Here is a 25530-nt window from a genome sequence, read left to right as displayed (position 1 = left end):
AAAAACTCCCGTTGTTAAAAAAACGGGAGTTGGTTTATTTTAAAGCATTTGCGATTAAGCAGCAGTTTCTTCTTCTGTTTTGTCTATCAAAACTTGACCTCGATAGTACAGTTTGCCTTCATGCCAATGTGCTCTGTGGAACAAGTGCATTTCTCCTGTTACGGAATCCTTGGCAATTGTGGGAGCTGTTGCCTTGTAGTGGGTCCTTCTTTTGTCCCTTCTGGTTTTTGATATTTTTCTTTTAGGATGTGCCATTATAAACCTATTTGTCCGTTAGTAACTTTTTTAAATCGTCCCATCTGGGATCTGTATCTTCTGATTCTTCTTTGATTTCTTTTGGCTGTAATTCTTCCAGCTTGTCCAAGATTTCAGATTGCAATGTTCCATCCAGTACGCCTGGATGTATACGTTTTTGAGGAACGGCCAACACCAGCATTTCATAAATGTATTGTGAAATATTGATTTGGTACTCTCCGTGGGGAATGATCAAAATTTCATCATTCTCATCATTGTATTCCTCCCCAAACTTAATCACTAAGTGCAGATTTGAACTAATAGGCTGGTCGTAAGGTTCGCCTGTTAAGTCGCAATCCACATTTATTGTTCCTTTTGCTTCAATTTCCAATTCCATCATATTGTTCATTTTGTCCAAAATGGCGGTAATGTCTATGGAAGCCGCATTAAATTCTTGGTACTCAAAAGATTCAAAGAACGTATTGTCAATCTCATACTCAAACTCGTGTTTTCCTAACTTCAATCCTGAAAAAGGAATAAAAAACTCCTTTAGCTCCATCATTTCTACACTTAAGGTTTGTGTACCAGCCCCTAAAGGCGGGGGCAAAGATACTATTTATTTAGAAAACCACAATTCAATTGCAAGAAATATAATATGTGCACACAAGTTTTAACTTGCTCGTTTTGTCTTTTGCTTTTGCAATGGGTTTTTATTCCATGTTGTATAGTCCTTTCGGCTTTTAAAAACCTGCAACGCAGTGAAAACTGCCTCCTTAAAAGAACTTGCATCCGCCTGTCCTTTTCCGGCAATTTCATAAGCGGTTCCATGATCAGGAGAAGTGCGGACTTTTTCAAGCCCCGCAGTATAGTTTACTCCTTTTCCAAAGGAAAGTGTTTTAAATGGTATCAGCCCTTGATCATGGTATGCGGCAAGGACAGCATCAAAATTGCCATGGGAATTGGAGCCGAAAAAACTATCGGCCGAATATGGGCCATATACTAAAGTGCCTTTGTTGAACAATTCCTGAATACTTGGTTTTAAAATTTTGTCATCCTCTTCCCCAATCGTTCCATTATCTCCACTATGCGGATTAATCCCAAGCAAGGCTATTTTAGGCCTTCGAATGCCAAAATCCATTTTAAGGGATTTTTCCATCGTCATCACCTTATCCCTAATCAACTTTGGAGTAATGGCTCCTGCCACATCTTTTACTGCAATGTGATCGGTAAGCAGCCCAACCCGCAGACTATCAGTGACCATAAACATCAAGCTCTCTCCATTTAGTTCCTGCGCAAGAAAATCAGTATGCCCGGGGAACTTAAAATCCTCGGATTGGATATTGTTTTTATTAATTGGAGCGGTTACCAAAACATCAATCTTGTCATTTTTTAATGCGGCCACTGCTGCCCGAAGTGATTTTATAGCATATTTTCCACCATCTTCAGTAGCTTGCCCAAATTCAATTTTTGGGTTTTCTTTCCAAACATTGACTACATTGATTTTCCCTTCAACAGACTGGGAGGCATCCCGAACTCCATTAAAGTTGATGTTTAATCCCAAATCTGCTTTTTGTTGGGATATTATTTTGTTGGAAGCAAAAATAACCGGCGTACAAAAATCCAGCATTCTTGAATCTTCAAACGTCTTTAGTGCTACTTCACATCCAATTCCGTTGAAATCCCCAATTGAGATTCCCAGCCTAATTTTTCTGTTTTCCTTCATAGAATCACTGCCGTTATGGCTACATTTACATTACAAAACTACTCAATTAAAAAGATTCATGTTTACAGGTATTATTGAGACTTTGGGGAATGTTGAAAAGTTGGAAAAAGAGGGTGATAATTTGCATATCACCGTTTCTTCAGAAATCACTCCGGAACTAAAAATTGACCAAAGTGTTGCCCATAATGGTGTTTGTTTAACGGTTGTTGCAATACTTGGGAACTCGTACACCGTTACCGCAATTGAAGAAACCCTGATCAAAACCAATCTGGGCGATTTAAAAGTGGGTGACAAGGTGAATCTGGAAAGGGCAATGAAACTGGGTGCACGATTGGACGGTCATATTGTACAGGGGCATGTTGACCAAACCGCAAATTGTACTTACAATAGAAGAAAAGGATGGGAGTTGGATCTATAGTTTTGTATATGATTCAAGTTTGAGCAATGTTACCATTGAAAAAAGGATCCATTACCGTGGATGGCGTTAGCCTTACCGTGGTAGATTCCAAAAAAGATAGGTTTTAGTGTGGCCATTATTCCGTATACCCATGAACACACCCGATTCCATTCCTACGAAGTAGGAACCCAAGTAAATTTGGAGTTTGATGTGATTGGGAAATATGTGGCCAGATTGATGGAAATTAGATAATCACCAGCAAAGAAATTTGAAATCAACAATGAGTGTTATTGATAAATTGTCATCTTCCCTTAACCGAAGAGATGAAGTCCCCAATCAGGAGTTGGCCAAAGAAATTGTATTGTCGCAAGACAAAGAAGCGGTCAAAGTATTGATTGAAAACCTTTCCAATAAAAAAGCCATTCAAAATGACTGTATCAAGGTACTTTATGAAATAGGGGAACAAGCTCCGCAACTTATCTCCGCCCATATCAATGAATTTTATTGTTCATTTAGCGAGTAAAAACAATAGACTTCAATGGGGTGCTATGACTGCGCTCTGAGGACAATTACGCAAATGAACGGCCAAAAGATATTTATACCGCGCTTCCTACTATTCTTGCTGCAGCGGACAAGGGTTCTGTAATCACTAAAGACCATGCCGTGAATATTTTAATAACATTATGTTCCATTGAAGATTATGCAGAAAACACTTTTCCTCTGTTGATTGAGCAACTCTTAAAAAGCGCAACAAATCAATTGCCGATGTATGCTGAAAGGGCAATACCGATAATTAATGATCAGAATAAAACTCTTTTTGTTAAAACACTTGCTTCAAGGCTAGACGATATTGAGAAAGAGTCAAAAAGAAAACGTGTAGAAAAAGTAATAAAGAAATTTAACGTTCAGTAAGCCATTTCTGCTCCCCGTAACCTCCTCTTCTGTTTTTATAAACTAAACCTTTATAAAAATCTTTCTTTTGTACATCACATAGGCCACCAAGCAATAAAAAGCCACCACACTTAATCCATAGAGCAAAGACGAAAGTTCCATGGACATAAAATCATGTACATAGATTTTATTGAAAAGCCACCCATGCAACGAAGTATCGGCATCCACTTTTATGGAATAAAACAGTTTGGTAACAAAACTGGATAGAAAATAAACCGTTATGGCATTGGCTCCTGCATATTTGAATATGCTTCCAAATTTTAGGCCCTTAACGTCTGTTAGATAATAGATCAATGCCAAAACAATGTTGGCCCAGCCTGCAGTGACCAAGACAAAACTACTGGTCCAAAGTGCCTTATTAATTGGAAAAATGAAATCCCATAAGTGCCCAACAACCAATAGTGCCACTCCCAGCCCAACTAAGAGGGCAGTCTTTTTTTCCTGTTTTGAACGCAATATCAGTCCTGTAAATATGCCCAAAAGAGAACTCACAATGGCAGGAATAGTGCTCAGCAGTCCTTCTGGATCGTAATCTGGTTTATAGTTGTGTGTCCCAAATACTTTTACATCCAAGTAATTGGCCAAATTGTTTGGAGCGCGTTCAAAAGTGGAAACCACTCCTTCCACAGGTACAAATGCCATCAACAGCCAATAACCTATCAAAAGGATAACAGAAACCGCTATTAGTTTTTTCCAATCCAGGTTTAAAAAAAGTATGGCCGCAAAAAAGAAAACCACCCCTATACGTTGCAATACACCTGGAAACCGTATATCTGCAAACTCCTTAATAAAGGGAAAACTGATAGTAAACGCTCCTAGAAAAAGCCCCAATCCAATCAATTTTAAAGCTCGGACGGATATCTTTTTATAGGTAGACGCATTTGGTTTTTTATTTTGATATGCAAAAACAATGGACGTTCCCACAATGAACAGGAAAAAGGGAAATACTAAATCCGTTGGGGTATACCCATGCCATTTGGCATGCAACAAAGGAGCATACACATTAGACCAAGTGCCCGGGGTGTTCACCAAAATCATTAAAACAATGGTTGCCCCTCTAAAAATATCAACGGATATGACCCTATTTTTCATAATCGTGTTATAAAACAGAGTCTTTTATCTTATTCCAAGCTCTAATAAGCAGGATTCCCGATACTACAACTACCGCGGTCAATATCAATGCTAGTTTGGTTTCACCATAAATCCAATACCCTGTTGCGAACATTATTGAATAAATTAATACGACACCCAGCAACATTGCCATAATACCAGAAGGCACACTCCATTTTTCTTTGGAATCAACAATGTCTGCATTGTCCGCCTCAGCCTCATCTACAATCTTAGACCAACCTGGACCTCCTGGCTGTATTTTCTTGTAAAAGCTCCTTAACACATCCTTGGTTTCGGGTTGGGTAATAAAAGTAGCTGTCAACCAGATTATGGTAGTCACCACCATTATAAATGGCAATTCTCCCCAATCTGGGAATATTCCGGTATCGGTATCAAAGAGAAAGCTTCTAAGCGATGTAGTTTCTAAAAGGATGGCAAGAATCCCCGATGAGAACATTGCTGTAATCTCACTCCATGCATTGATTCGCCACCAGAACCATCTCAGAATAAAAATAAGACCGGTCCCTGCTCCAAATGATAGCAATAAATTGAAAATTCCCATAGCATTCTGCATGGCCAAGGCAAGAAACGCGCTTAAAACCATCAACACAGCTGTTGAAATTCTCCCTACTGCAACCATCTGCTTCTCTGTGGCATTGGGATTAATCTGTTGTTTGTAAAAATCGAAAACAATATAAGATGACCCCCAGTTCAATTGGGTAGAAATGGTACTCATGTATGCTGCCACCAATGATGCCAAAACCAATCCAAGCAATCCGCTAGGTAGTTTGGTCAGCATAGCTGAGTAAGCCAAATCGTGACCCAATTTATCCTCTGCCACATTTGGAAAGGCTTCATGAATACTTGCAATGTCTGGGTAAACCACCAATGATGCCAAAGCCACCAAAATCCAAGGCCATGGTCTTAGGGCATAATGCATAATGTTAAAGAAAAAAGTGGCTCCGATAGCATGATTCTCATTTTTGGCAGCCAACATTCGTTGTGCGATGTAACCTCCACCTCCAGGCTCTCCACCAGGATACCAAGAACTCCACCACTGTACAGCCAATGGAATAACCAACAAAGTGATAACCGCTTTGGTATCACTCATGTTTGGCAGGATACCAAGTTTATCTTTGACATTATCATTTTCTATGACCGCTTGAATACCCCCTACTTCAGGAATATTAATAAGATAATAAGCAGCTCCTATTGCCCCTGCCATGGCAACAAAAAATAGCAAAAAGTCGCTATAAACAACTCCTTTAAAACCTCCAAGGGCACTAAATACCACAGTAATCAAGCCAGCGGCCACAACAGTTACCCAAGGTTCAAGCCCCAACATAACCCCGCCAATCTTTATAGCAGCAAGGGTAACTGCAGACATAGTGATTACATTATATATAACTCCCAAGTATACTGCCCTAAATTTGCGCAAAAAACTTGCTGCCTTACCACCATATCTCAGTTCATAAAACTCTAGATCGGTTTTTACATTGGATTTTCTCCAAAGCTTGGCATATACAAATACGGTAAGCATTCCCGTAACCAAAAAACACATCCATCCCCAGTTTCCTGATACTCCGTTGGTACGAACAAGATCGGTCACCAAGTTCGGTGTGTCCGTAGAAAATGTAGTGGCCACCATGGAAAATCCTAAAAGCCACCATGGCATTGTCCGTCCTGATAAAAAGTATTCTGAAGAATTCTTTCCTGATTTTTTGGAAACGTAGATTCCGATAGAAAGAACTATGGCGAAAAAACCAAAAATTATAATGTAATCTAAAGTTTGTATGTCCATCTGCTTGGTTTTGGTTAATCACTAAAGATATTATTTTTTTATACTTAGTGTATTATTATGCCACTTTTTGAAATTTTTATAGTACTATTTGACAATTTTATATCAAAAAGAGAGAATAATCACAGATTAAAATCCTTTTGATACGTGCTATTGGCCAATAATGACCATCGTGTTTTTAATGCCTACTTTTGTTCCCGATTGCACAAGAAGCTTCATGTTTTCATTATTCACTGATCACATTTCCATAAGTGCCTGGGTAATGGCTGCCACAGCTACCTTCTTAATGGGAACATCAAAAGCAGGATTAAAAGGACTTGCCACATTTAATGTAACCTTGCTTGCCCTTGCCTTTGGTGCCAAAGAATCTACAGGATTAATCATGCCCTTATTAATGGTAGGCGACGTTTTTGCCGTTTTTTATTACAACAGACATACGCAATGGAAATACATTATAAAGTTTTTGCCCTGGATGCTGGCCGGAATTTTAATTGGTGTTGTTGTGGGCAAAGACCTTCCTGAAACGGAATTCAAGATGGGGATGGTAGTGGTGATTTTCATTAGTTTGGGTATGTTGTATTGGTGGGATAAAAGAAAATCTGAACATGTTCCATCACATTGGTTATTTTCAGGTCTAATAGGAATCATGGCTGGGGTATGCACCATGATAGGGAATTTGGCCGGAGCGTTTACCAACATTTTCTTTTTGGCCATGCGACTTCCAAAGAATGAATTTGTGGGCACGGCTGCTTGGTTGTTTTTTATCACCAACCTATTTAAGCTCCCGTTCCATGTTTTTGTTTGGGAGACCATTTCTTATGAAACTTTGTTAATCGACCTTAAATTACTGCCGGCAATTTTTCTGGGGCTTTTTGCCGGTGTGGCCATTGTAAAAAGAATCAACGACAAAAACTACAAAAGATTTATTTTGGTGGTCACCGCCATTGGGGCTATAGCAATGTTGTTCAAATAAACTTCTATTCTCTTTCGCTAGACCTGTCCGTAAGGGTTAGCCGCAGTAGTTGCCATTTTCTTTAGGTCGGCCTTGGTAAGTGGTTTGGTAATGTACCCCCGAATAAACCCGTATTCTTTGGATAAGTTCAAATCGTCCGGAGCAATGGAAGAGGTAAGAATATATATATGTACTTGATCGTTGATCAAGTTAGGGGCCATCCGAAGTTCTTCTAAAAATTCCCATCCATTCATCACTGGCATGTTAATATCCAACAAAATTATATCGGGCAGTTCGTTGGGTGTCCCTGTCAGCTCCAACAATCTATTATACGCATCCAGACCGTTCCCATATTGTACAACGGTACTTGTAAGTCCTTCCGATTTGATTAAAATTTCAGCGGCAGTCCTAAAAATATCATCATCGTCCACTAAAAAAACCTTGTTTACTTCCATTCCCTACTCAGCTTTATTGGTAAAATATAAGTTAAATGAGGTGCCTTTATCCACTTCACTCTCTACTTCAATAGTAGCATTCATGGCATCCATCTGGTTCTTGGAAATAAATAAACCTATTCCTTTTGCGTCGCTATTCCCATGAAACGTTTTATACATTCCAAATAGTTTTTCTCCATGTTTTTTCAAATCAATACCTCGTCCGTTATCTTCAAAAGAGATTATTGTCTGGTTTGATGTTGTTTTTGCCTTAATCTTTATTTTGAGTTTTTCCTTTGGCCTTCTATACTTGATACTATTGGTTAGAAGGTTTAAAAATATACTGGACAGATATGGTTTTATAGCATACACTTTTAGCTCTTTATGGATTTGGATGCTGATGTCCGGGTCAGTTTCCTCAATATGGGCGTTAATGCTTTCCAACGCATTTTTAAGTGCCGGTTCTACTTTTACCCATTGCAGGTTCTTGCCATGATCAGATTGTATCTTTATAATTTCGTTCAGCTGGACAACGGTTTCATCCAATCGTTCTGATGATATGCGGATCATGTCTAAGAACTTCTCCTGATTTTTAGGATCAGTATTATCCAATAGCATGCCCGTGAGCATAGAAAGGTTGCTGGAGTTTGACCTTAGGTTATGGGATACGATATGCGCAAAGTTCAAAAGGTTTTTGTTCTGTTTTTCAGTAATGTTCAATAGTTGTCTAAGGCGTCTATCCACTTTTTTTATACGTGTGATATCAGCATTGGCACCTACCATTCGGACCGGATTCCCCTTTTTATCTTTAAAGACTTTCCCTTGCCCGTGAATGTGTCGTATAGAACCTTCTGGCGTTATGATCCTGAATTCGGTATTGAAATTTTTCTCCCCCCGTATGGCCATTTCAACTTCTTTAATACTTCGCTCTTTATCATTTGGGTGAATGGTTGTTTCCCAAGCGGCCACCTCTCCGATAAAATCTTCTTTTTTTACTCCATATAGGTTGTACATATTGTCGTCCCAAACCAAAATATTGTCAACAATATTATAATCCCATATTCCTATGTTAGAACTTTCAACCGCAACTCGCATCCTATCGGTCAATTCTTGATATTTTATACTTGCCCTTTTTTCCTCGTCTATATCTTGAAATACCCCGAACATCCTGGATGCTTTCCCATTGATCATTTCTGAGCTTCCGATGGCCCTGACCCATTTTTCATTCCCTTTGGCCGTTACAAGAATGAGTTCCTCATCATAAGGAGTGCCTTTTTCAATACATTCTGAAACTACTTCAATGATTCGGTCTCTATGCTTTCCTTCCTTGTAAAAATTAATTCCTGTCTCCAGATCGGGAACATGACTTTTTGGTGCTTCGTGAATTTCCCGGGTCATATCGGACCAAAAGACCTTATGATTGACCAAGTCCACTTCCCAACTTCCAATTCTCGCAGCTCGCTCGGCCTGAAGCGAAAGATCTATAGTCTTCTTTTTTTGTGTTACATCATCAAAATAGAGGTAGTAGCATTTCTCCCTTTGCGAGGGATACAATACCATTTTGAACCATTTCAATTCATTCTTTCTTGTAACATGAGCCGTAAATTCCTTTAGTTCCTTATTTAAAAAAGTCTTTCTATTTAAGATTTTGGAAAATGAAACGGGCAATTCCCCAATTACCTCTATCAAATTAAGCGATTGAGCATTTGTGGGCTCCAGTTCAAAAAAATCAAAAAAGGCTTTTGAGCAATCTTGTATCTCTAATTTTTTATTGAGTAAAGCAATGGGAAATGGTAGATTTTCAATTGCAATGGTAGGTTGAGCATTGGTTTTCATTTGATTTTTCAAGGTATCTATATCAAAACGTAGGAAATTTCCTAATATTATGTTTTGTTTTGATGCTCTAAAACAATTCTTCAATATTTAATATATTTTGCTCCTATTCTATATAAATTAGCCATGAATGATTTTTAACGATGACACCTTTATAGACTTTTTTAAGGAGTCGTTAAACAAATATGCACCCATATCCTCCAATTCCTTTAATGCATTAATCGCATCGATTAAGATTAGGGAGGTAAGCAAAGGAGAAACAATATTATTTGTTGGTCAAATAGCCAAAAAAATACTATTTGTATGCAAAGGCATCCTTGTTTCCCAGTGGTACGATAGTGACGAAAATGTATACATAAAAAATTTTTTCCAGGAAGGAAATTTTGCGGGTTCAACGGTATCCATGATGACTGGTGCCCCTTCTGGGTTTGGAATAGAATCTTTGGAAGATGGTATTGTTCTTGAAATAAATTATGACGCTTATAGGCAAACTATTTTAAAGCATGAGGATTTAAAGAATTTCTATATTGCCTATTTGGAGCAAAATTGGGTCATTGAAAATGAAAAGCGCCAAATTTCTTTTGCTGCCCAAAATGCTACCGAGCGCTATTTGGATTTTTTAAAGAATTATCCCTTACTGCCAAAGAGAGTTCCACAACGATTGATCGCCTCTTACCTTGGCATTACCCCAACACAGCTCAGTAGAATTAGGAAAGATTTAAAAAGTTAAGGCGTATCAACATATGTAAATGCAAGCCCTTATACACCTTGCTATTTTTGCCCTATAAATTAAAAAAATAAGATAGTGGGGCAATCAACATCAATCTTTTTAGCATTTGTGGGAGGGGTCTTTTTGGCAATGCATGCAGGTTTTAACACGCAATTAAACGTTCAACTCAAAAGCCCCATAGTAACACTCCTGGCGGTTTATATAGCAAGTACTTTGTTCGTTTTTTTAGTTCTGTCCATTGTTAATCCAAGCTTCCCTTCTTTTGGTCAGCTAAAGGAAGTTCCCTTCTACCTCTGGTTCTCTGGAGCTCTTTTTAGCGTTGCGGGAATTGCTCTTTATTATCATACCATTCCAAAATTAGGTATTTCCACTATGGTCTCAATTGGTTTGTTTGGGCAAATCATCTTTTCTGTAGTTGCAGGGCATTTTGGTTGGTTTGGGCTACCTGTAGAACCTGTGGCGAGCAAAAAACTAATCGGCATTGTTGCTATGACTTTGGGAATAATCTTGATAAAAAATTAAGGCATAATGAATATCACAAACAAAAATATTAGCAATTTAACATCTCTTTGGAAACTGATCAACACACAGGTTGGAACCCGCATCGAAGAAAAAACCTTTGAGTATGGGAGTGCTCATTACTCTGACTGGCCAAATAGGTTGTGGTTTCACAATTCTCCCGATCTGGAGTCCATTACATCGGCCAAAAAAATCATTGCTTCATCTCCTGTTAAGCTGACCATACCCTATTGGCATATTTATAATGATGATTCCCATACCTTATTGGAAAAAAATGGTTTTAGCAAGGTCTTTGAGCAAACTGGGATGTTCCTCTCACTAGAAAACTATCGTAAAAACTCCGAGGGCTTGAAGCTTAAAAAAGTGGACAACAAAGAATCTGCCATATTATGGGAAGATTTGCTCCAAAAAGCATTTAAATATAAGGTGAGCCATAAATTGCTGCTACAAAGTTATAATGAAGTTGATTTTATGATTGCCCAAGATCAAAACGGTCCCGTTGGAACTGTGGTTTTGCATTCTACTAGCCCTAATATATTAGGAATCCATGCCATGGGCATTATCCCAGAAATGAGAGGAAAGGGGCTCGCTGAAAAAATGATGCATACGGTATTATCAAGGGGCTTAGAACAAGGAATGGAAAATGTAACTTTACAAGCCTCGGATATGGGGAAAAACCTTTATCTAAAACTTGGTTTTAAAGAACATTTTAAAATGAGCAATTATATTCTTCAGTCCTAGTCAAAAACACGATCATTAGGTCAATGAGCACATTATCTTCTTATGCTTTCCGTAAATTTCAAACAACTAGGAACGCAAAGTATGCCAAGGTTTTTTACGAATAACTATTTTCAGTCGGTTTTTATAAAAGAAAAAATCCGCAACCATCTTTTTTTCAATGTGTTACGGATTTTTGGAGTGGTCCCACCTGGGCTCGAACCAGGGACCCCCTGATTATGAGTCAGGTGCTCTAACCAACTGAGCTATAGGACCCGCGAATTTGCGGATGCAATATTACTACTTATTTTTCTTCATCGCAAGGTTTTAACGCCCTTACACCTCTTTTATTTCTTGACAAAGTTCCACCAAAACCCCATTTGTTCCCTTTGGGTGCAAAAACGCCACCAATTTATTATCGGCTCCTTTTTTTGGGGTTTCGTTCAAAATCTTAAAGCCCTCTTCTTTAAGTCTATCTATTTCAGCTTTTATGTCAACCACAGCAAAGGCAATATGGTGAATGCCCTCTCCTTTTTTTTCCAAAAACTTGGCAATCGGGCTATCAGCTTTTGTTGCTTCCAGCAATTCTATCTTATTGGGACCAGATTTAAAAAAGGAGGTTCGAACCCCTTCGGAGACCACCTCTTCAATCTTATAATGTTCAGTTCCCAAAAGTTTAGCAAATAAGACATTGGATTCTTCCAAACTTTTTACTGCAATTCCCAAGTGTTCTATTTTATTCATCGTAATATTATTTGAACCTTCAGTTTCCAATTACCCTCAAAAATAAGCACTGTTTGCTAAGCATATCATGAGGTTCGTCATTAATTCCGTTATTTTGCAGTTATGGAAACACAACGGCAAAAGAAAATAGCTGGAATCATCCAAAAGGATATGGCTGATATTTTACAAAGGGCAGCTACAGATGGAGGGCTAAAGGGAACTTTAATCTCTGTTTCCAAGGTCTATGTAACCACAGATTTATCCATTGCGAAAGTCTATGTGAGCATTTTTCCCAATAAGGATGGAAATACGCTACTAGAAGGGATTAAATCAAACCAAAGCCTTATTAAACATGAATTGGCTCAGCGTACAAAAAACCAATTACGCCGAGTTCCAGAGCTCAATTTTTATCTAGATGATTCCCTAGAGTACATTGATAAAATTGAAAAGTCACTTAAAGGAGAAGAAAACCCCATTGAAAATAGAGACCTTCTGGATAAACGAAAGAAATCCTGATTTTGAATTTTCCTTTTTATATAGCTAAGCGTTACCTGCGATCCAAAAGCAGTCAAAATGCTGTGAACATTATCAATTTCATCACTTTTTTGGTGATTGTAATCGGCTCAGCAGCACTTTTTGTTGTACTCTCTGCCTTTGCAGGTCTAAAAACCTTTAGCTTGTCGTTTACCAACACCTTTGATCCAGACCTGAAGGCTTTGCCCGTCACTGGGAAGTATTTTTCCATCTCACAAAGCGAGGAAAATGCATTGAAAAACGTTGCAGGCATTGCTGATTATTCCAAGGAACTGGAGGAGCGCGCCTATCTTACTTTTCGTGAAAAAAGTTGTATTGCCCATATAAAAGGTATAGATACTAATTACCGCTCAGTAACCGGGGTGGACAGTACCTTGTACTTTGGCAATTGGGGCATCACGGAGTACAATGGGGTGGTTGGAATTGGGATTTACAATCAACTTGGAGTGCCCATTGATAATTACCAAACCCCTATGACCATTTTGGTGCCAAAACCCGGCAAGGGTTCTTTTTCTCAACAGGGTCTTAATCCCCCAAAACCCTACAATGAGTTACCCATTGTGGTAAGCGGAGTTTATGCCATTGAGGAAAATTTGGATAAAAAATATGTGTTTGCACAGCTTTCTTTGGTACAGGCCCTTTTGGAGAAGGACAGCACACAAATTTCAGGAATCAATTTTAAAATAAACAATACCGCAACCATCGAAACCGTTAAGGAAGACATTAAATCCATTATGGGCAATAAAGTTCTGGTGCTGGACCGTCAAGAGCAGAATAGTACGCTCCATAGAATGCTGAATACTGAAAATTTGGCAACATACCTCATTTTTACGCTAGTGCTGATTATTGCCCTTTTCAATGTGGTGGGTGCCATAATTATGATGATCTTGGATAAGCAGCAAAATTCAAAAACTTTGTATAGTTTGGGAGCTACAATAAAAGAATTGCGAACTATTTATTTTACCCAAGGACTTTTGGTTACATCGTTGGGCGGGCTTATTGGGGTTTTGATAGGTTCACTGCTGATAGCTTCACAATTGGCCTTTCGCTGGCTAAAAATTACTCCGTCATTGGCCTATCCTGTTGAATACAATGTAATGAACGTGCTGTTGGTCTTGTCCACCATCGTTGTGTTGGGTTTTATCTCTTCAAAGATTGCAAGTAGCAGGGTTACAAAAAGATTGATTTCCAGTTAGGCAAACTGAAAATCTCCAAATTTTTCCAGCACCTCGTCAAATGCAGCAAAAACATCTGCTGATTCATCACTGGTGACCATTTTCATACGATACTCCTTAAAATGTGGAATGCCTTTGAAATAATTGGTATAGTGCCTTCTGGTTTCAAAAACACCCAGCTTTTCACCCTTCCAATCAATGGCCATTTGAAGATGTCTTCGGGCTGCTTCCACCCTTTCTTCCATAGTAGGGGGAGCTAAATGGATCCCTGTTTTAAAATAGTGCTTAACTTCTTTAAAAAACCATGGATAACCAATACTTGCCCTACCAATCATGGCGCCATCCAATCCAAAATCATCACGCATGCTTGCAGCAGCTTCTGGGGTATCCACATCACCATTTCCAAAAACGGGAATATGCATTCTAGAGTTGTTCTTTACCTCTGCAATAGGTTTCCAATCTGCTTCTCCCTTGTACATTTGAACACGAGTACGACCGTGAATTGATATGGCTTGAATACCCACATCCTGAAGTCTTTCAGCAACTTCCACAATTTTTATGGAACCGGTATCCCACCCTAAACGTGTCTTTACCGTAACTGGAAGCTTTGTTCGTTTCACAATCTCCTCAGTCAATTTCACCATTAGGGGGATATCCCTTAAAATTCCCGCTCCGGCATTTTTGCTGACCACTTTTTTTACCGGGCAACCAAAATTAATATCTATAATGTCTGGGTTGGATTTTTCCACAATATCCACGGCCTGCAACATGGAGTCCAGTTCAGCGCCAAAAATCTGGATGCCCACAGGACGCTCCTTTTCATAAATATCAAGCTTAATGACACTTTTTGCAGCATCCCGTATAAGCCCTTCCGAGGATATAAATTCAGTGTATACCACATCTGCACCCTGTTCCTTGCACAAAGCACGGAAAGGTGGGTCACTTACATCTTCCATCGGTGCAAGAAGTAAAGGAAAATCAGGAAGCTCTATGTTTCCAATTTTTGGCAAACCCTAAATTTTTTGGACTGCAAAAATACGAAAAGCCAATAAATCAATACATTATTCTTCAGTCCCCAACCTTTCCCTTTCTTTTTTGTCAATCCCGCGTTGGTTGTCCTGTAGTTTAAAATTGCCAAAGTTATAGGTAAAACCAACCCGAATAAATTGGGTCTCGGGGCGCCTTCTATAGAAATTGTCTTGATTAAGATATCTTGAGGAGTAGGTAGGCACGTACTTTTGAAGCAAATCTTCCACTGATACAGAAATAGAAATTTTATTTTTCAACAAGGTTTTTCGAAGCCCTGCCGTTACATTTAACTGACTATCGGACACATAAGACCCCAGCAGCCATTTAGATATGTAAGTCATCCCAAGCTCTCCAGTAAATGTGCCGTCTTTTGTAAGCGTAAGATAGTTGGCCAAATATCCATAAAACCCATCTATAGCATTAGTGTACTCTTGATTATTACTGGTAACTGCCAAAAACGTTTCCTCCTCATGAAATAGAGAGGTATAGGCGTATAAGAACCAAAAAGGTGTTACCCCTTTACTAACTGTAACATCTAAGCCGTAAGATTTACTGGCCAAAACATTCTGTTTTAGCTCTGCCAACGTTTGGTTATTATTGTTTTGAAAAATCAATCTCGCAATATTATTGCCATTATCCCGATAATAAATATCAAAAAACAACTCACTATTAAAAGTGTAGTTTAAATTGAAATTATTACTAAAGCTTGGTTCAAGCCTAGGGTTTCCCTCTTCAAAATCATTTTCATTAAAGAAGAACCTAAAAGGGTTTAAATCATTGTACTTTGGTCTATCCACATTTCGTCCATAGTCAAATGCAAAACTGTGTTTTTCTGAAGGAGAATATAGAACATAGAGAGATGGAAAGGGCTCAAAAAAGTTCAAAGTATTAATTTCGTTTAATGTCAAAGATGTTCCTGAGGCCTTAGTCAACTCGCCACGTACTCCAAGTTTCATAGACCATTTTTCCCAGTTTTTTACAAAACTTAGATACCCAGCGTATACCTTTTCATCATAATTGTAGTCGTCCGACAAGGACGCATCCACATTATCATCATTTCCTATAAAATTGAAAAAACTTATGCTATTTTTAGATTCTACAGAAGAAACCTTAACTCCAGATTCTATTGACGCATTTCCAATGGGTGACGCATAATCTGCTTGCCCTGTAACAATTTGGATGTCTTGTTTGGAATTTGTGTCAAATCCAAAGTTTCTCAAAAATCCACCGCCTCCGTCAGAATAAGTAGAAGCCAAGCCCTGCATTGCTGACCCATCAAAATAAGTATAATGCCCATTGAAAGATAGTTTTGCACCTGGTTTTTTTAGTTTATGTACGTAAGTAAGGTCAAATGCAAGGTTGGTATTGTCTATGTCCTCCATGTTTTGGGTAATAAATGTAGAGTCTAGTTGGCTCTGCCCATTTCTTATTTCCGCATCTAAATTGGTAATCCGCTCATTGCCGGGGTTAATGGCCAGATTGGAGGTGAAATTCAAGCTATTCTTATCATCAAAATCGTAATCCAGTATTAAATTTGCGTTATGGACCATTGATTTTTCGGTCTGATTATATTCAGATTTCCACCTCGAAAAAACCATTTGATCATTATCAATAAAATTAATCCCTTTTTTTGCCTTTCTTATTTCCTTTTTAGGGTTAATGGAATAATTGGCAAACAAGTTCAGTTTGTCCGTTTTGTAATAGTGGCTAGTTCCAAAACTAAATTTTGGAAAGACGGCCTGAGTGTAAGTGCCATTAATACTGCCTTTGTACCCAGGAACAATGTTTTTACTTGTCACAATGTTTAGAATGGGTCCACTTTCAGCATCATATCTTGCTGGTGGGTTTGCCATCACTTCCACCGATTTTATGTTAACTCCTGAAAGACCTTCCAAAAGGTCCTTGACTTCTTGACCGGACAATTGCACTTTTCTGTCATTAAGATATACTGTCGCATTTTGACCCTTAATTTGCAACTCTTCCTGATTTACAATAACTCCAGGCGTACTTTTCAAAATATCCCAGGAACTCCCTTGGGAAATCACAGTGTTTTCTACTGAAAAGACCAGCCTATCCGGTAATCTTTGAAGTGTTGGCCTCTTTGAGGTTACTACCACCTCATCCAAACTGTTAGCCTCCAGCGGAATTACCAAAGCTCCGAGAGAAACATTTTGCTGGATATCCAAGGCCCTAGGTTCAGAACCTCTACCCACATAACTGGCTTGTAACAAATATAGGTCGGGAGCTATCTCTGTCAATACAAATAATCCATTATCATCTGCAGAAGTACCTTGTACAAAAGTGGAATCTGAAGCCTGCAAAAGTAAAATATTGGCAAAAGGGATGATGTTGTTTTCACTGTCTACAACCTTTCCTTCTATCTGAAAAGTTTGTGCACTTAAGTTTAGAGCTGTCAAAAACACCAATAAAAAAATACAGGTGATTCGCATTAGTTGAGTTTGGGGTTCTGTATCAAATCTAATAAAATATTTTAGAGCAAAGCACCCCTTCTCTCTTTCATATTTACAAAAAACACATTTGTAGGCAATGAAAAGACCTATATTTGCAGTTGCTTATATATCCTCATTTTATTGAGTTGTAGTTGATATGGAGAAGATTAGGAATTTTTGCATAATTGCGCATATAGATCACGGGAAAAGCACTTTGGCCGACCGTTTACTTGATTATACAGGTTCTGTTACGGAGCGTGAAAAACAAGATCAGCTTTTGGACAATATGGATTTGGAACGTGAACGTGGCATCACCATTAAAAGCCATGCCATCCAGATGGAATATGAGCACCAAGGAGAGACCTATGTGTTGAACCTAATTGATACTCCCGGGCATGTGGACTTCTCCTATGAGGTTTCCCGATCCATTGCCGCCTGCGAAGGAGCTCTTCTGGTTGTTGATGCTGCGCAAAGCATTCAAGCCCAGACTATTTCCAATTTATACCTGGCCCTTGAAAATGATTTGGAAATCATACCCGTCCTCAATAAAGTTGACCTTCCAAGTGCCAACCCTGAGGAAGTAACGGATGACATTGTTGATCTATTGGGATGCAAGCCCGAAGAAGTAATCCCAGCCAGTGCCAAAACCGGAATTGGGATTGAGGATATTCTAACTGCCATAATTGAGCGGGTTCCTGCTCCCGAAGGAAACCCCGAAGAACCCCTGCAGGCTTTGGTGTTTGATTCTGTTTATAACCCCTTTAGGGGAGTAGAGACCTATTTTAGGGTCATTAATGGAGAAATAAAAAAAGGGCAAAAAATAAAGTTTGTTGCCACGAACAAGGATTACTTTGCCGATGAAATTGGGACCTTAAAATTGACCCAAGTGCCTAAAACTACCATTTCTTCTGGTGATGTAGGGTACCTAATAACAGGGATAAAAGATGCAAGGGAGGTAAAAGTTGGTGATACCATTACCGATGCCAGTAATCCCACCCAAAATGCCATTGACGGTTTTGAGGATGTAAAGCCCATGGTTTTTGCAGGGATTTACCCTGTAGATACCGAGGATTTTGAAGAATTGCGTTCCTCCATGGAAAAGCTTCAGCTCAATGATGCTTCTTTAGTGTTTACTCCTGAAAGTAGTGCTGCCCTTGGCTTTGGTTTCCGTTGTGGATTTTTAGGGATGTTGCACATGGAAATCATCCAGGAGCGATTGGAACGGGAGTTCAACATGACCGTAATTACTACAGTTCCCAACGTGAGTTATCATGCATATACAACAAAGGACAGGGAAACTGCACTTATCGTTAACAACCCATCAGATTTGCCAGATCCTTCCACGGTTGATAGAGTTGAGGAGCCCTACATAAAGGCAACTATTATTACTAAATCTGATTTTGTGGGCAACGTAATGTCCCTCTGTATTGAAAAACGGGGACAGATTACCAATCAGACGTATTTGACAACAGAGCGTGTAGAGCTTACTTTTGACATGCCTTTGGCCGAAATCGTTTTTGATTTTTACGACCGATTGAAAACCGTTTCAAAAGGATATGCTTCTTTCGATTATACCCCAATAGGTATGCGAACCTCCAAATTGGTCCGGGTAGATATCCTTTTAAACGCCCAGCCCGTTGATGCTTTATCTGCATTGGTCCATTTTGATAATGCACACACTATTGGTAAAAAGATGTGCGAAAAGTTAAAAGAGCTTATTCCAAGGCAACAGTTTGATATTCCAATCCAGGCTGCCATTGGTTCCAAAATTATTTCAAGGGAAACCATAAAGGCCTTGAGAAAAGATGTTACCGCCAAATGTTATGGGGGTGATATTTCCCGTAAACGAAAACTGTTGGAAAAGCAGAAGAAAGGGAAAAAAAGAATGCGCCAAGTTGGGAATGTTGAAATTCCACAACAAGCTTTTATGGCCGTTTTAAAGTTGAATGACTAGAAGAAAGAACTTTTAAATTCCTCCTCCGGTTGCACATACCAACAGTATATATTCCTCTGCGGTAAGTTCCAAAACGTCTAGTTGATCTTGGGTTATTTCTACTGTTTGTCCGCCATACTTCGCTGTAAAGGTATCATCCCCGTTATCGCAAATTTCTGCTCTACCATCACTCAAGTCGCAAGACTCACATTTTTTGCTTGGGCCATCATCCTTGGAACATCCAACAAATAGCATTGTAGCGGTTACCACAGAAAAAATCGACTTTTTCATCATTTAAAAAAATTTTGGTTTATGCAGCAAATGTATTGCAGCCAAAATCTAATCTTCCCTTCCAATTGACCAATGCCCCAAACCAATTGATGGATGCGCCTTTATCCAAGCAATCTTTTGTAACTTACTTCACAGATGTACGTATCGTGAATAACCAACCTCAAAAAATTCTAATTTGTGAAGACCATCAAATTGTTATAGATGGACTGCGTTCCATTATCTCAAATTTTTCAGGATTTGATGTAATTGATGCCATCAACAGTTATTCTAATCTGAACACTTCCCTAGAAAAACATCAGCCAGACATTCTATTGCTTGATTTAAACCTTCCCCATAAAAATGGTCTGGAAATTTTACAGGAACTCAGGAGCAACAAGAATGAAATCAAAGTGCTTATCCTAACCATGTATAACAAAAAGTCCATTGTCAACAAAACCATCGCCAAAGGCGCAAATGGGTTTTTGCTAAAAAACTGCTCTTCGGAAGACCTCAATGATGCGCTAAAGCATGTTTCTCAAGAAACGAACTTTTACTATGGTGAAGGTGTGGTGAAAAGCAATAAAGAAGATTTATTAAAGAAAGATGGATTTTATAAACGCATACAGCTGACCCCTAGGGAAAAGGAAATAATTAGGCACTTATGCAGCGGCAACAAGGTTCCCGATATAGCCAAATCAATGCATATTAGCCCTTTGACGGTAGAAACGCACAAAAAAAATATTTATAGAAAACTTGGGGTCGATAGTAGTATTAAACTTGTAACATTTGTACATGAAAATCAACTGTTATAACTTTTGTTGTTCTCTCTTCTTTCTGTTTTCAGTTTGTTCTTCCCCTGTTCATTCCAATGACGATATTGTAATAGACAGTACTTCTATCACAAAAAACCTAAAGGATTTTTCTCAAATTTTCGTTTCGCAACAAACGAATTCCAAATTTACCTTGGAAACGCTTGATCGGTTCAGCCTTATGAAAGATAATCGGTCTTTTGTCTATTTGGGTTTTGATGTAACCCAGGCCTATTCAAAGTTCATTTTAAAGAATGAGTCAACTACTTCAAAAGAGGTTGTCTTATCTTTTTCATATCCATTTTTGGAAGATGTAAAGCTTTATAAAGTTGAACAGGATACATTAAAACTGGCAGGAAATGTTGGAATAAAGACCTTAAAACAATCAGTTGAACGCACTTGGAAGGTGATCATGACCTTATTGCCCAATGAAACAGCATCGTATTATCTGGTATTTGAAAAATCCAAAGGCAAGCCTTTGGCCACAGATGTTTTTGTTCAGGACAGAGATACCTACTATAGCAAGAATGCCTTTCAAAGCATAGCTATTGGCTCCTATGTTGGACTTATCCTGCTGTCCATTCTTTTTACAACCCTCATATTTGTGTTTATAAAACGCACCCTTTTCTTATTGTATGGGCTTTACCTAACCGTATTGTTGATTTTCATTGGTTCCTATCTTGGTTACACCAACGTACTTTTGCCTGCAGAATCACTGGATGCGGGACGTGCCATTTATGTAATTTCCATTGAACTCTCTACGGCCACTTTTGTTCTTTTTGCCCAACAAATTCTTATGGCGAAGGAGTACCTGCCCAAACTCAAAAGAAGTGTTGAGGTGGTCATTGTTTTTCAATTTGCATTTCGAATTTTTCTGCATTTCATGGCAAATTCTATGTATGCTGCACAAATTGAGTTCTTTATGAAATTATGGTACCTGTCCCTTGTGTTTTTAATCTGTGCGCTGGTCTATGAAATATTCGTATACATTAAGCACAATAAAAAAATAGGCGCCTATTTTACTATTTCATATTTGTTCATGGCCTTCGGGTCCATCCTTCTGGTATTGCACCATAGTTTTGGGCTTTTAAAGTTTTCATTTTACGGCCTTCCAGGAATTTTTTACGCCTCGGCCATCGAAATATTCTTTCTTACTATAACGCTGACCTTGGTAGTTGGGCAGATTTATCAAGAAAGAAATGTACTTGCCAACAAACTTGTGCTTCAACAGCAAAAATTCCTCAATGCCTTTGTTCAAGGCCAAGAAGACGAACGAAAACGTGTGGGAGGTGAGCTTCATGACAATATAGGCAGTAAGATAGCCAACCTGAAAAGGCTATTCAGCTCTAAATATACCGATGAAAAAATGCAAAAGGAATTCGACGATATTTGCGAGGATGTAAGGACCGTGGCACACAGTATTACCCCAGCTGAAATTTCACTTGTAGGACTCTCAGGTGCCATTGATGAATTAGTAGAGACCATTGAGAAAACAGAGCAACTGACCGTAAACTTCAACACCTTTCAGTTTCCAGAAAAACTTAATGAGAACATTTCCACCCATCTGTTTAGAATTGTTCAGGAATTGCTCCAGAACGTCATTAAACATGCCAATGCTTCCATGGTGGATATTCAGTTGTTTGGGCATAATAACTCCGTTACGCTAAGTTTTGAGGATGATGGACAAGGTGTCTCCCAAAAGAACGGCTCACCCGGCATTGGACTAAAAAATATTAGATCTAGGGTGACACAACTTAATGGGGAGTTCCTTTTTGATTCCATTCAGGGTAAAGGCACCTCGGTCTTGGTCATAATTCCTACAAAATATACCTGAGTTCTGGTATTGTTTTACCTTCTTTAAAACCTTCTATTTGGTTTATTAACTAAAAAGAGCGGGCCATGAAATTCAATATTCCTTCTAAATCTCTGATAACATTCGTAATATGCCTTTTTCTATTCTACAGTTATTCTCAAGAGACAACAATTCAGGCTAAGGAAGCAGTTGAAAAGGCCATAGAACAAGCTAATCTTGCAAAACAAGCTTATATCAATAAAAGAGCAGAGGAAGAGTATAAACATATTGAGAGTGCTTTTCTGGATATGTTTCGCAAAGCGAATGCAAATTATGTAAATGCAAATGCCCAAACTTGTGACCCTTTCAGTTATGTAAAAAATCTAAAGGAGGACAAATATGTTACAGAGGGTTTCAAATCCGAAACCAATTACAGGTTTCAAGGAATGTTCGAACTGTTTTTAGACGAAAACAGGAGTAATTTGATTGGTAGTCTGTTGGATAAAAACAAAAAAAATCTCGAGGTTGAGGTTGACAAAGACAGTTTTAAAACACTTCTAGATAAACTTTTGAGCACCTCAAGCAACTCGAAGGACTTTATCGATTTTATTTCCCTTTTTACAGGAAAATCTATTGGGGATTTAAGTAAAAATGACTTAGAATATTTAAGAGCTCAATATGATAAATCAAAAGGGTTAAGGGCAGCTCATTTATATAGTGCTTACCAATATGAAGACTATATCGAATATCCCAGAAAAGACTGTAGTGTATCCGTTAAGAATTCCATACGTGAAACCAAGAATAAATACCCAAACTCGGAGTGGTTATTCACTTCAGTTATAGATTATGACTGTGGTTGTCAAGAAGGTTCGAATCAAAGCACATTGAGTACGGCGGTATATAAATATACCGGTAAAGTTACTTCCCTTTCAACTGCTACAAACATTGTTTTTAACACCAGTGTTTCTAATCCAAAATTATCAATAAGTAATGTGGTCTGCTGCCCAGAAAAAAAAGAAGAGGACAGTAAAACAAGTACTGATGAGGTCAATTTCGATTACGATTGGTCGGGTGATGGTTTTTCCATTACCGTAGGCGCAGGTCCTACAATTGGGGATGAGGCCGATTTTTTTGGCTTAACCTATAGTGCGGGTATTGGTTACTATCAAAGCCTAACCGAAGATTTTCAAATTGGTGCAACAGCAGGTTATAGCAGATATACAGGTAAAGAAACCGATTTTGGTTTTGAGACCGAAGGTGAAAGTTTTATCCCCGTTATGGCTAAAGCCAGCTATGGTTTTAGCGATGTCTTTGGTGCGGAAGCTGGTTTGGGTTATGCCATTTCTACAAGTGAAGGTGGAGAAGGTGGGCTTACCTATAGCGTTGGTCCCTTTTGGAGGCCTTTAGAAACTGTTATAATCACCATAAACTATGTGAATATTTCATTTGGAGAAGGTAGCCTGGGTGCTTTTGTTTTAAGTGGGCGTGTTTCACTTTCAAAAAAATAATATCAATTATTAATCTATGTCAAACATCTTTCCCAAATACACCAACTTGTGCCCTTCACCATTCGGAGAGAAATCCTTGCTGTTAGCAGGCATGATCTCTATACTTCCATCAGGAGATTTGGTGAAAACCGGAATAATGTCGTTATCCTTTAGGGTGATATCGATAAGACTATCATAGTGTTTCTTGTCTCTCAAGTCAATTTCATGGATGGCCGGGTATTTACGCACGGCATCCATGAGTTTGATGAAATCATCCGTATGCGAAAAAAGCCCTTCTATCGGATTATTTTCAGGGTCGTTCATTTCTTCAGAATTGACCAAACGAAACGCCCCATTTTCACCAAATTGATCCTTGAACTTATCAATGGCAAACTTGTTGATGTCCGAATTTCCGGTTAGGGCCATTAAATATCCCATATCGTTCAGTTCGATATTGTCCGTTAACGTGTCGGAAAAAATGTTCGCCGACATGGCCTCCAAACCTAAGTTTTTTGCTTTTTCAACATTGGTGTCATTGTTGTCTATGAGCACTACATGCCTATTGTTTTTCTTTAGGTAATTTCCAATCAAACGGGATACTTTTGAAGCACCGATAATCAAAATACCTTCGGACTTTGTCAAAAACACCCCTATCATTTTGGCAAAAGCCCTAGCGGTTGTGGCATTTAGGAGTACGGTTCCCAAAACAATCATAAACACCAAAGGAGTAATATACTCGGCCCCAGGCTCACCCTTGACTAATAATTTGGATCCAAATAGTGAGGCAATACCGGCCGCAACAATACCTCGTGGCCCCACCCAACCAATGAACAGTTTCTCATTCAATTTTAGGCCTGAGCCTTTTGTGCTTAAAAAAACACCCAACGGCCTAATAATAAAAACAATTACTGCAAACAGGATTGCTGTGTTCCAATTGAAGATCAACATCATATCGCTGATATTGATATTGGCCGCCAACAATATGAACAGAATGGAAATCAGAAGCACACTCAACGATTCCTTAAAATAGAGCAGCTCTTTTAGATTGGGCAGATTCATATTTCCCAAAACCATTCCCATAACCACTACCGCCAATAAACCAGATTCATGCGCAAAGACATCCGACTCCACAAATACCAAAAGCACAACGGAAAGTGAAACTACGTTCATTAAATAATGTGGAATGAAGTTCTTTTTGATGGCAAATGCCAATGCATGGGCAAAGGTGAATCCAAAAGTGAATCCAAACAATAGAATTTTACCAAACTCTACCAAAGCGGTCTGTGTAAAGGCGCTTCCCTCTCCAACACTTATAAATTCAAAAACCAATACAGCCACCAAAGCACCAATGGGATCAATTAGAATTCCCTCCCATTTTAACACAGCGGAGACATCTTTTTTTAATGGGATATTCCTAAGAATCGGTGTTATCACCGTAGGGCCGGTAACAATGATCAATGCGGAAAACAAAAACGAAATCTGCCAAGAAAGGCCAAAAATATAATGTGCTGCGATTCCCGCGCCAAAAAAGGTGACCACGGAGCCCAGGGTTATCAATTTGGTAATCACAGGGCCAACATTCTTGATTTCGGAGCGCTTTAAGGTAAGCCCTCCTTCAAAAAGGATAATGCTTATAGCCAAAGACACAAAATAATACAGTCCTTCACCAGGGAACAATCCTTTTTCCCCATTCCAGATCGGTTCTATCAGTTTTGAGCCATCATCAGTATAAAGCGTAGCGATCGGGCCCACCAATAGACCAATTAAAATAAGTGGCAAAATTGCAGGTAATTTAAAGCGCCATGCAACCCATTGTGCAATAATCCCAAGAATAATAATCCCTGCAAGCTCTAACATCCTTATAGTTTTCTTGAAAAATACAGCTTTTCCTTCAAAAATTTAACTAATCTAAAAAAGCACTGTTATCTCT

The 25530-nt window shown here is 38.7% G+C and carries 24 protein-coding genes, 1 tRNA gene and 1 pseudogene; 13 read left to right on the top strand and 13 right to left on the bottom strand.

The genetic code is table 11. The features are described from left to right. Positions 1-54: 54 nt before the first annotated feature. The 3 genes from rpmF to pdxA all read right to left on the bottom strand — a co-directional run bounded on the left by rpmF (position 55) and on the right by pdxA (position 1957). A complete protein-coding gene (gene rpmF, locus ACOQO1_RS14515) occupies positions 55-255 on the bottom strand; it encodes a 50S ribosomal protein L32 (protein ID WP_097044276.1) in 201 nt (66 codons plus the stop codon). 7 nt (positions 256-262) lie between these two features. Then, positions 263-796 carry a YceD family protein gene (locus tag ACOQO1_RS14510; RefSeq protein WP_420603599.1) on the bottom strand — a complete coding sequence of 178 codons (534 nt, stop codon included), beginning with the start codon at positions 794-796 and terminating at the stop codon, positions 263-265. 108 nt (positions 797-904) lie between these two features. Further along, the gene (gene pdxA, locus ACOQO1_RS14505) at positions 905-1957 is read right to left on the bottom strand and encodes a 4-hydroxythreonine-4-phosphate dehydrogenase PdxA (RefSeq protein ID WP_420603598.1); all 1053 of its coding nucleotides are present in this window, start codon (positions 1955-1957) and stop codon (positions 905-907) included. 58 nt (positions 1958-2015) lie between these two features. Between pdxA and ACOQO1_RS14500 the strand changes: the two are divergent. The 3 genes and pseudogenes from ACOQO1_RS14500 (at position 2016) to ACOQO1_RS14490 (ending at position 3266) form a co-directional block, all read left to right on the top strand. Then, a pseudogene (locus ACOQO1_RS14500) lies at positions 2016-2606 on the top strand (riboflavin synthase). A gap of 28 nt (positions 2607-2634) precedes the next feature. Continuing rightward, entirely contained in the window at positions 2635-2877 is a 243-nt protein-coding gene (locus tag ACOQO1_RS14495) for a hypothetical protein (RefSeq protein WP_420603597.1), read from the top strand. A 140-nt stretch (positions 2878-3017) separates the two neighbouring features. After that, complete coding sequence (locus ACOQO1_RS14490) at positions 3018-3266, top strand: hypothetical protein (RefSeq protein ID WP_420603596.1); 249 nt, start codon at positions 3018-3020, stop codon at positions 3264-3266. Positions 3267-3308: 42 nt separating this feature from the next. Here the strand turns inward: ACOQO1_RS14490 and ACOQO1_RS14485 are convergent, their stop codons facing one another. Further along, positions 3309-4397, bottom strand: a complete 1089-nt coding sequence (locus tag ACOQO1_RS14485; RefSeq protein WP_420603595.1) for an acyltransferase family protein — start codon at positions 4395-4397, stop codon at positions 3309-3311. Between the two features lie 7 nt (positions 4398-4404). Next, complete coding sequence (locus tag ACOQO1_RS14480) at positions 4405-6216, bottom strand: sodium:solute symporter family protein (RefSeq protein ID WP_420603594.1); 1812 nt, start codon at positions 6214-6216, stop codon at positions 4405-4407. A gap of 214 nt (positions 6217-6430) precedes the next feature. Between ACOQO1_RS14480 and ACOQO1_RS14475 the strand changes: the two genes are divergently transcribed. After that, positions 6431-7186 (top strand): sulfite exporter TauE/SafE family protein, encoded by a 756-nt coding sequence (locus ACOQO1_RS14475; RefSeq protein ID WP_420603593.1) that lies wholly within the window; start codon positions 6431-6433, stop codon positions 7184-7186. 17 nt (positions 7187-7203) lie between these two features. On the opposite strand, the gene ACOQO1_RS14470 is transcribed toward ACOQO1_RS14475, so the two are convergent. Both ACOQO1_RS14470 and ACOQO1_RS14465 read right to left on the bottom strand, forming a co-directional pair. Then, the gene (locus ACOQO1_RS14470; RefSeq protein WP_420603592.1) at positions 7204-7620 is read right to left on the bottom strand and encodes a response regulator; all 417 of its coding nucleotides are present in this window, start codon (positions 7618-7620) and stop codon (positions 7204-7206) included. A gap of 3 nt (positions 7621-7623) precedes the next feature. Then, complete coding sequence (locus tag ACOQO1_RS14465; protein WP_420603591.1) at positions 7624-9435, bottom strand: PAS domain-containing protein; 1812 nt, start codon at positions 9433-9435, stop codon at positions 7624-7626. 127 nt (positions 9436-9562) lie between these two features. On the opposite strand from ACOQO1_RS14465, the gene ACOQO1_RS14460 reads away from it, so the two are divergent. The 3 genes from ACOQO1_RS14460 (at position 9563) to ACOQO1_RS14450 (ending at position 11422) form a co-directional block, all read left to right on the top strand. Beyond that, positions 9563-10162 (top strand): Crp/Fnr family transcriptional regulator, encoded by a 600-nt coding sequence (locus tag ACOQO1_RS14460; RefSeq protein WP_420603590.1) that lies wholly within the window; start codon positions 9563-9565, stop codon positions 10160-10162. Between the two features lie 75 nt (positions 10163-10237). Then, complete coding sequence (locus ACOQO1_RS14455; protein ID WP_420603589.1) at positions 10238-10684, top strand: DMT family transporter; 447 nt, start codon at positions 10238-10240, stop codon at positions 10682-10684. Between the two features lie 6 nt (positions 10685-10690). Next, on the top strand, positions 10691-11422 hold the full coding sequence (locus ACOQO1_RS14450; RefSeq protein WP_420603588.1) for a GNAT family N-acetyltransferase: 732 nt from the start codon (positions 10691-10693) through the stop codon (positions 11420-11422). Between the two features lie 178 nt (positions 11423-11600). Here the strand turns inward: ACOQO1_RS14450 and ACOQO1_RS14445 are convergent. Continuing rightward, positions 11601-11674: transfer RNA gene (locus ACOQO1_RS14445), tRNA-Ile, on the bottom strand. 60 nt (positions 11675-11734) lie between these two features. Beyond that, positions 11735-12142 (bottom strand): methylmalonyl-CoA epimerase, encoded by a 408-nt coding sequence (gene mce, locus ACOQO1_RS14440; protein ID WP_420603587.1) that lies wholly within the window; start codon positions 12140-12142, stop codon positions 11735-11737. A gap of 102 nt (positions 12143-12244) precedes the next feature. Here mce and rbfA point away from each other — a divergent pair, with 102 nt between their 5' ends. Further along, positions 12245-12637, top strand: a complete 393-nt coding sequence (rbfA, locus tag ACOQO1_RS14435) for a 30S ribosome-binding factor RbfA (protein ID WP_420603586.1) — start codon at positions 12245-12247, stop codon at positions 12635-12637. A gap of 2 nt (positions 12638-12639) precedes the next feature. Continuing rightward, entirely contained in the window at positions 12640-13851 is a 1212-nt protein-coding gene (locus tag ACOQO1_RS14430; RefSeq protein WP_420603585.1) for an ABC transporter permease, read from the top strand. Here ACOQO1_RS14430 and dusB read toward each other — a convergent pair. Together dusB and ACOQO1_RS14420 are read right to left on the bottom strand one after the other, a co-directional pair. After that, positions 13848-14840, bottom strand: coding sequence for a tRNA dihydrouridine synthase DusB (gene dusB, locus ACOQO1_RS14425; protein ID WP_420603584.1), 993 nt, complete (start codon positions 14838-14840; stop codon positions 13848-13850). The two genes, ACOQO1_RS14430 and dusB, sit on opposite strands and share 4 nt — an antisense overlap. 51 nt (positions 14841-14891) lie before the next feature. Then, a complete protein-coding gene (locus tag ACOQO1_RS14420) occupies positions 14892-17309 on the bottom strand; it encodes an outer membrane beta-barrel protein (RefSeq protein ID WP_420603583.1) in 2418 nt (805 codons plus the stop codon). A gap of 157 nt (positions 17310-17466) precedes the next feature. Here ACOQO1_RS14420 and lepA point away from each other — a divergent pair, with 157 nt between their 5' ends. Beyond that, the gene (lepA, locus tag ACOQO1_RS14415; protein ID WP_420603582.1) at positions 17467-19263 is read left to right on the top strand and encodes a translation elongation factor 4; all 1797 of its coding nucleotides are present in this window, start codon (positions 17467-17469) and stop codon (positions 19261-19263) included. Between the two features lie 12 nt (positions 19264-19275). On the opposite strand, the gene ACOQO1_RS14410 is transcribed toward lepA, so the two are convergent. After that, complete coding sequence (locus ACOQO1_RS14410; protein WP_420603581.1) at positions 19276-19536, bottom strand: hypothetical protein; 261 nt, start codon at positions 19534-19536, stop codon at positions 19276-19278. An 11-nt stretch (positions 19537-19547) separates the two neighbouring features. Between ACOQO1_RS14410 and ACOQO1_RS14405 the strand changes: the two genes are divergently transcribed. The 3 genes from ACOQO1_RS14405 to ACOQO1_RS14395 all read left to right on the top strand — a co-directional run bounded on the left by ACOQO1_RS14405 (position 19548) and on the right by ACOQO1_RS14395 (position 23621). Beyond that, positions 19548-20324 carry a response regulator gene (locus ACOQO1_RS14405; RefSeq protein ID WP_420603580.1) on the top strand — a complete coding sequence of 259 codons (777 nt, stop codon included), beginning with the start codon at positions 19548-19550 and terminating at the stop codon, positions 20322-20324. A 178-nt stretch (positions 20325-20502) separates the two neighbouring features. Then, positions 20503-22155, top strand: coding sequence for a sensor histidine kinase (locus ACOQO1_RS14400; RefSeq protein WP_420603579.1), 1653 nt, complete (start codon positions 20503-20505; stop codon positions 22153-22155). A gap of 65 nt (positions 22156-22220) precedes the next feature. Next, positions 22221-23621 (top strand): hypothetical protein, encoded by a 1401-nt coding sequence (locus tag ACOQO1_RS14395; protein ID WP_420603578.1) that lies wholly within the window; start codon positions 22221-22223, stop codon positions 23619-23621. Positions 23622-23630: 9 nt separating this feature from the next. Here the strand turns inward: ACOQO1_RS14395 and ACOQO1_RS14390 are convergent, their stop codons facing one another. Next, positions 23631-25457 (bottom strand): cation:proton antiporter, encoded by a 1827-nt coding sequence (locus ACOQO1_RS14390; RefSeq protein ID WP_420603577.1) that lies wholly within the window; start codon positions 25455-25457, stop codon positions 23631-23633. Positions 25458-25530 lie beyond the last annotated feature (73 nt).

The organism is Flagellimonas sp. (genome assembly GCF_965222555.1).
Lineage (GTDB): Bacteria > Bacteroidota > Bacteroidia > Flavobacteriales > Flavobacteriaceae > Flagellimonas.
Note: the sequence above shows the minus strand (reverse complement) of the source record. Positions and strands in the feature narration are given on the sequence as shown.

What these genes read in the sequence shown, in the direction of transcription:
- rpmF (WP_097044276.1), bottom strand. Translation starts at nt 255, where the DNA reads ATGGCACATCCTAAAAGAAAAATATCAAAAACCAGAAGGGACAAAAGA.
- ACOQO1_RS14510 (WP_420603599.1), bottom strand. Translation starts at nt 796, where the DNA reads ATGATGGAGCTAAAGGAGTTTTTTATTCCTTTTTCAGGATTGAAGTTA.
- pdxA (WP_420603598.1), bottom strand. Translation starts at nt 1,957, where the DNA reads ATGAAGGAAAACAGAAAAATTAGGCTGGGAATCTCAATTGGGGATTTC.
- ACOQO1_RS14495 (WP_420603597.1), top strand. Translation starts at nt 2,635, where the DNA reads ATGAGTGTTATTGATAAATTGTCATCTTCCCTTAACCGAAGAGATGAA.
- ACOQO1_RS14485 (WP_420603595.1), bottom strand. Translation starts at nt 4,397, where the DNA reads ATGAAAAATAGGGTCATATCCGTTGATATTTTTAGAGGGGCAACCATT.
- ACOQO1_RS14480 (WP_420603594.1), bottom strand. Translation starts at nt 6,216, where the DNA reads ATGGACATACAAACTTTAGATTACATTATAATTTTTGGTTTTTTCGCC.
- ACOQO1_RS14475 (WP_420603593.1), top strand. Translation starts at nt 6,431, where the DNA reads ATGTTTTCATTATTCACTGATCACATTTCCATAAGTGCCTGGGTAATG.
- ACOQO1_RS14470 (WP_420603592.1), bottom strand. Translation starts at nt 7,620, where the DNA reads ATGGAAGTAAACAAGGTTTTTTTAGTGGACGATGATGATATTTTTAGG.
- ACOQO1_RS14465 (WP_420603591.1), bottom strand. Translation starts at nt 9,435, where the DNA reads ATGAAAACCAATGCTCAACCTACCATTGCAATTGAAAATCTACCATTT.
- ACOQO1_RS14460 (WP_420603590.1), top strand. Translation starts at nt 9,563, where the DNA reads ATGATTTTTAACGATGACACCTTTATAGACTTTTTTAAGGAGTCGTTA.
- ACOQO1_RS14450 (WP_420603588.1), top strand. Translation starts at nt 10,691, where the DNA reads ATGAATATCACAAACAAAAATATTAGCAATTTAACATCTCTTTGGAAA.
- mce (WP_420603587.1), bottom strand. Translation starts at nt 12,142, where the DNA reads ATGAATAAAATAGAACACTTGGGAATTGCAGTAAAAAGTTTGGAAGAA.
- rbfA (WP_420603586.1), top strand. Translation starts at nt 12,245, where the DNA reads ATGGAAACACAACGGCAAAAGAAAATAGCTGGAATCATCCAAAAGGAT.
- ACOQO1_RS14420 (WP_420603583.1), bottom strand. Translation starts at nt 17,309, where the DNA reads ATGCGAATCACCTGTATTTTTTTATTGGTGTTTTTGACAGCTCTAAAC.
- lepA (WP_420603582.1), top strand. Translation starts at nt 17,467, where the DNA reads ATGGAGAAGATTAGGAATTTTTGCATAATTGCGCATATAGATCACGGG.
- ACOQO1_RS14410 (WP_420603581.1), bottom strand. Translation starts at nt 19,536, where the DNA reads ATGATGAAAAAGTCGATTTTTTCTGTGGTAACCGCTACAATGCTATTT.
- ACOQO1_RS14400 (WP_420603579.1), top strand. Translation starts at nt 20,503, where the DNA reads ATGAAAGATAATCGGTCTTTTGTCTATTTGGGTTTTGATGTAACCCAG.
- ACOQO1_RS14395 (WP_420603578.1), top strand. Translation starts at nt 22,221, where the DNA reads ATGAAATTCAATATTCCTTCTAAATCTCTGATAACATTCGTAATATGC.
- ACOQO1_RS14390 (WP_420603577.1), bottom strand. Translation starts at nt 25,457, where the DNA reads ATGTTAGAGCTTGCAGGGATTATTATTCTTGGGATTATTGCACAATGG.